General features: G+C 75.5%; 4 protein-coding genes and 1 pseudogene. 3 read left to right on the forward strand and 2 right to left on the reverse strand.

Annotated features, from left to right (window positions below; genetic code table 11):
- From ACW0Q9_RS29070 to ACW0Q9_RS29080, 3 genes and pseudogenes are all read left to right on the forward strand, one after another.
- Window positions 1–705: LiaF domain-containing protein (locus tag ACW0Q9_RS29070; RefSeq protein ID WP_456186727.1), on the forward strand; the 705-nt coding region annotated here is incomplete at its 5' end.
- Window positions 702–977 (forward strand): annotated as a pseudogene (locus tag ACW0Q9_RS29075) (hypothetical protein); the annotation flags it as partial. The gene ACW0Q9_RS29070 and the pseudogene ACW0Q9_RS29075, both read left to right, overlap by 4 nt.
- Before the next feature lie 613 nt (window positions 978–1,590).
- Window positions 1,591–2,838, forward strand: coding sequence for a phosphatidylserine decarboxylase (locus tag ACW0Q9_RS29080; protein WP_456186729.1), 1,248 nt, complete (start codon window positions 1,591–1,593; stop codon window positions 2,836–2,838).
- Window positions 2,839–2,894: 56 nt separating this feature from the next.
- On the opposite strand, the gene ACW0Q9_RS29085 is transcribed toward ACW0Q9_RS29080, so the two are convergent.
- Both ACW0Q9_RS29085 and ACW0Q9_RS29090 read right to left on the reverse strand, forming a co-directional pair.
- Window positions 2,895–3,833, reverse strand: coding sequence for a CDP-alcohol phosphatidyltransferase family protein (locus ACW0Q9_RS29085; RefSeq protein WP_456186731.1), 939 nt, complete (start codon window positions 3,831–3,833; stop codon window positions 2,895–2,897).
- A 345-nt stretch (window positions 3,834–4,178) separates the two neighbouring features.
- Window positions 4,179–4,994, reverse strand: an 816-nt coding sequence (locus ACW0Q9_RS29090) for an NUDIX hydrolase (RefSeq protein WP_456186733.1), incomplete at its 5' end; no start/stop codon positions are given.

A 4,994-nucleotide genomic window follows, 5' to 3' on the forward strand; every position in this document is an offset into this window, starting at 1 on the left:
TCGACTCGGTCGGCGCGGCCGGCACCGCCGGCTGGCTGGTCGCCATCATCGCGGTGGGCGCCGGCCCGCCCGGCCAAGCCGCCGAAGCGGCCGAAGGAGCGCTCGGCGCTCGGCGCGGTCACCTTCTCGCTGATCTTCCTGGCGCTGGGTGTGGTGGCGATGCTCGACCTGCTCGACGTCTTCCCGGTCGGCGCGGCCGGCTACTTCGCTGCGGTGCTGGCCACCATCGGGCTCGGGCTGCTGGTGGGCACCTGGTTCGGCCGGGCCCGCTGGCTGATCGCACTCGGTCTGGTGACCGCGGCGGCGCTCGGCATCGCGACCGTCGCCGAGTCCTACGACCGGGTCCGCGGGATCGACGGCAACGTCACCTGGGCCCCGACCGACTACCGCGACCTGGCCGACCGGTACGAGAACAACTTCGGCGACGCCGTGCTCGACCTGCGCGGCATCGACTTCGACAAGAAGGACACCCAGGTGACCGTCGCGGTCAACTTCGGCAAGGCGACGGTGGTCCTGCCGCCGAACGTGGACGTCACCACGGTGGCCGACGTCAACGCCGGTGACGCCATCGTCTTCGGCGAGCGGACCGGCGGGTTGAACGGCCGCCAGTGGGAGAACAGCAACCTCGGGCCGGACGGCCGCGGCGGCGGCACGCTGCGCCTGCTGGTCCACGTGAACGCCGGAAACCTGGAGGTGACCCGGTGAAGGCTCACCGCACCGACATCGTGTCGTTCGCCTTCGGGCTGGCCTTCCTCGGGCTGTCGGCCTGGTGGCTGCTGGCCCGGATCCTCGGGCTCGCGCTCCCCCCGGTGGGCTGGTTCCTGGCCGGCGCGCTGATCCTGATCGGACTGCTCGGGCTGGTCGGCGCGTTGCGCTCGGGCCGGCACACCGAGCCGGAACCGACGGAGACCACTGTGTCCGCCCCCTACGAGGCGGGCACGCCGACCAGCGGCGCGCCCGCCGCGGAGGCGGACGAGTGGGCCACCGACGCGGTGACCGACGCCTCGCCCGCGGCGCGGGAGGATCGCCCGTTCGACGGGGAACCGCACTGGTCGCCGGAGGTCACCGGCGAGCCGGTGACCCGCGAACTGTCCCCCGTCGAGCCGGAGCGGGCCGAGCCCCTCACCCGCGAGCTGCCCGCCGCCGAGGAGCGCGACGCCACGGCCGCACCGGCCACCCGCGAACTGCCGGCAGCGGTCGAGGGCCGCGACGCCACGGCCGGACCGGCCACCCGCGAACTGCCGGCAGCGGTCGAGGGCCGCGACGCCACGGCCGGACCGGCCACCCGCGAACTGCCGGCAGCGGTCGAGGGCCGCGACGCCACGGCCGGACCGGCCACCCGGGAACTGCCGGCGGTCGACGAGACGGCGGACCGGCCGGGGGGCGGTCCGCGTACCGGCGGGGACGGACCGGGCTGACCGCGGCGGTGCGGAGCCCCGACGGCGCCGCCTATGCTGGCTGGTGGAGATCTCGCCTCCGCCCGGCCGGCCCACCCGTGGCGCCCCGGTCGCGGCCGGGGCTCCCGGTCGGCCGGGTCGCCCGGGTGGTCCCGCCGCCTTCCGTCTCTACCTCGTCAGGAGCCCGTCCGAGATGACCCAGTCCCCCGCCGTGCGCGTCACCGGTCCCGCCGGTGCGGTCCGCGTCGGCGAGCGCGCCGCCCGCACCCTCGTGAGCGAGTTCGCCCGGCGCAACGACGCGAAGGCCGGCCTGCTGGTCGGCGCGACCCCGCAGTCCGCGGTGCTGGCCGCGGCGATCGAGGCGCTGCTCCCCGGCGACCGGCTCACCGTCGTGCCGGCGGAGGGCGCCTCCGCCGCCGCGCTCCGCGAGCACGTGACGGCCCAGGGCCGGTGGGTCGCCGACCGGGTACGCGTGGTCGACACCCTCGCCGAGGCGGACTCCGCCGCGGTGGTGGTCGCCGCCGAGCCGCTCACCGGCACCGCTGAGGAGGCCCGGAACGCCGTCGACGGGCTGGCGAAGTACCTCGCCGAGGGGGGCGTGCTGAGCGTCACCGCGCCCCTGTTCCGCACCGAGGGCGCCGGGGCCGAGCTGGACCGGCAGGGGGTGCTGCACGGCGTCCGCACCGACCTGGTGCTGCGCAACTCCCCGCCGGTACGCGTACACCACCTGCGCTTCACCCCGGCGCCGGTCGCGCTGGCCGCCTCGCTCTCCCCGGCGTACCGGCCGTCGAGCGTGCCGCTGAGCCGGGGCATGCACATCGACTCCAACGGGGTGGCCGCGGCCGGCATCACCCTCGGCCTGGCCGCGCTCGCCCGGGCCGCCCGGCCGAAGTCGCGGCTCTGGCTGCTGCCGGCGCTGGCCGCCGCGCCGGTGGCCGCGTTCTTCCGGGACCCGGAGCGGGACGTGCCGGAGGACCCGTCGGCCGTGGTCGCCTCGGCCGACGGCCAGGTCCTCTCGGTGCAGCGGCTGCACGACGAGCGCTTCGGCGAGGGCGAGTGGCTGCGTGTCGCCGTCTTCCTCTCGGTGCTGGACGTGCACGTCAACCGCTCGCCGGTGGCCGGCAAGGTTGTCGACTACTTCGTGGCCGACGGCGGCTTCGTCAACGCCATGAAGCCGGACGCCGAGCACAACGTGGCGGCCTACACGGTGCTGGACACCGACCACGGCACGGTGGTGGTGGCGCAGCGGACCGGGCTGATCGCCCGCCGGATCGTGCAGCGGGCGCCGGTCGGCGCGCTGCTGGCCCGGGGCGAGCGCTTCGGCCTGATCCGGTTCGGCTCGCGCACCGACGTCTACCTGCCGGCCGACGCCGCCGAGCCGCTGGTCGGCCCCGGCGACAAGGTGGTCGGCGGCTCGACGGTCATCGCCCGCTGGACCTGATCCCTGGACGCGAAAAGGGGCGCCGCTCTCGCGGCGCCCCTTTTCGGTGGTACGGGTCAGGCGGTGCGACGCTGGCGCAGCCAGAGCACCGGGCCGCTGACCAGGTAGCCCACCACCACGAGGGCGAAGGTGAGCCGGATGTCGACCAGCGCGCCGACCACCGGGGCCAGCCAGAGCCACGGCGGCAGCTTCACCAGCCGAGCGAGCTTCGCGTAGGGGAAGCTGGACACCATGGCGAAGGCGAGCAGCGCCACGCCGCCGACCATGACGAGGCCGGAGACCGGCAGCCCGATCGCCACGGTCAGGGCCAGCACGGCGGCCGCCATGGTGGTCGGCACGCCGCAGAAGAACCGGCCGTCCTTGGGCGAGACGTTGAACCGGGCGAGCCGGATGGCGGCGCAGGCCGCGACCAGGGCACAGGCGACCGCGGCGGCCGCCGGCGGCACCGAGCCGGCCAGCGAGGCGTAGACCACGACCGGCGCGGCGAGGCCGAACGAGCACATGTCGGCCAGCGAGTCCATCTGCGCCCCGAACGGGCTGGCCACGTTGAGCTTGCGGGCCAGCGCCCCGTCGAGGCCGTCGAACGCCACGCAGGCGATCAGGCAGAGCGCCGCGATCCGGACCTCGCCCTGCATGGCCAGGAAGATCGCCAGCATGCCGAGCATGAGGCTGCTCAGGGTGCAGGCGTTGACCAGCGCGAACTTCGCCCGGCGGGCGGCGGTGCGCTCGCCCGGCAGCAGCGGGATCGCCATCGCCGGCGACTCGTCGACCGGCGTGGTCGGGGCGAGCGCCGGGCTGACCGGCATCACGGCCTCGACCTCGGCGTCGTACCGCGCGGCCTCGACGTCGGCGTCGTAGCGGCCGTAGCGGAGACGCTGGCGGTCGGACCAGCGGTGGTCGGGGGTGACCAGGTCGGTCCCCGTGACGGCGCCGCCGTCCCGGCGGCCCACCCGGACCAGCAGCACCTGGCGGGCGAACGTGCTGCTGCGGCGCAACCGGCCCGCCCAGCGACGCCCTGCGGGGCGCGGACTGTCAGTCGTACGACGCCGGCGCCATGGGGCTCTCGGCACGTTTCCTCCATCACCGGATCGGGTGACCGCCACGCGGGCGGGTGTCCGGCTGTCTCGTGCCGGACCTTTCGGGCCCGGCAGCCCATTTGCGGAGTACACCATTGCACAGGGGATAGGGGGTTGGCGATAGCTGCCGGCGGTACTTATAACTCTCTTAACCGCGCGAACCGCTCACTTATTCCCATCTCGGGCCTCAACGCCCGTTTTCGTCGCCCGATCCCTGCTTCCGACTGTACCGGAGGCGGCCCACGGTGGCTCGGTGAGCGGGCGTCAGCTCCCCCGATGTCCGGTTGCCCGCGCCGCCACGTCGGTCATCCGCAGGGCGCTGACCTGCTCCGGAGCGAACCAGGCCGCGCGGGCGGTGGAGCCCCCCGCGAGCTCGGTCACCACCGCGTCGGTCGGAACGTCCACCCGGACGTCGTAGATCACCCGGACGCCGTGCCAGTCCAGCGGCCGCCCCTCCGGGCCGAGCGCGGCCCGGTTGTGCAGGTTGTCCACGGCCAGCAGGTCGACCACCCGACCGAGCTGGCCGGCCTCCTCGACCAGTTCGCGGAGCAGGCCGGCGGCGGGCTGCTCGCCGTGGTCGGTGCCGCCACCGGGCAGGTGCCACCGCCCGGCGCCCGGGTAACCGTCGGCGATCATGGTGAGCAGCACCCGCCCGGCCGGGTCGGTGACCAGCCCGTACGCGGCGAAGCGCTGCCGCCGGTCGGCGGGCGGGGCGGCCGGCCCGGGCGGCAGCGCCCGGGGCAGGTCCGCCGGCAGTGGCGACACCGGCACCCCGAGCAGCTCGGCGGTGAACGGCATCAGCGGCACGGCCGCCGCCTCGTCCGGGGTGAACCAGCCCACCTCGTCGCTGCCCCCGACCGGCTCCGGCCGCAGCTCCCCACCGCGCGCCTCGACGTCGAAGACCAGCCGGTCGGTGTGCACCGCGACCCCGTCGGCCCGGTAGACGGCCACGTCGGCGACCGCGGCCCGGATCGGTCCGGCCGCCACGACCAGCCCGGTCTCCTCGGCGAACTCACGCTCGACGGCCCGGGCCGGATGCTCGGCGTGCTCGATCCCACCTCCGGGCAGCTGCCACACCCC

This window comes from Micromonospora sp. I033 (genome assembly GCF_053890995.1).

Excerpts from the sequence above, each read along its gene's own strand:
- ACW0Q9_RS29080 (WP_456186729.1), top strand. The coding sequence starts at position 1,591 with ATGACCCAGTCCCCCGCCGTGCGCGTCACCGGTCCCGCCGGTGCGGTC.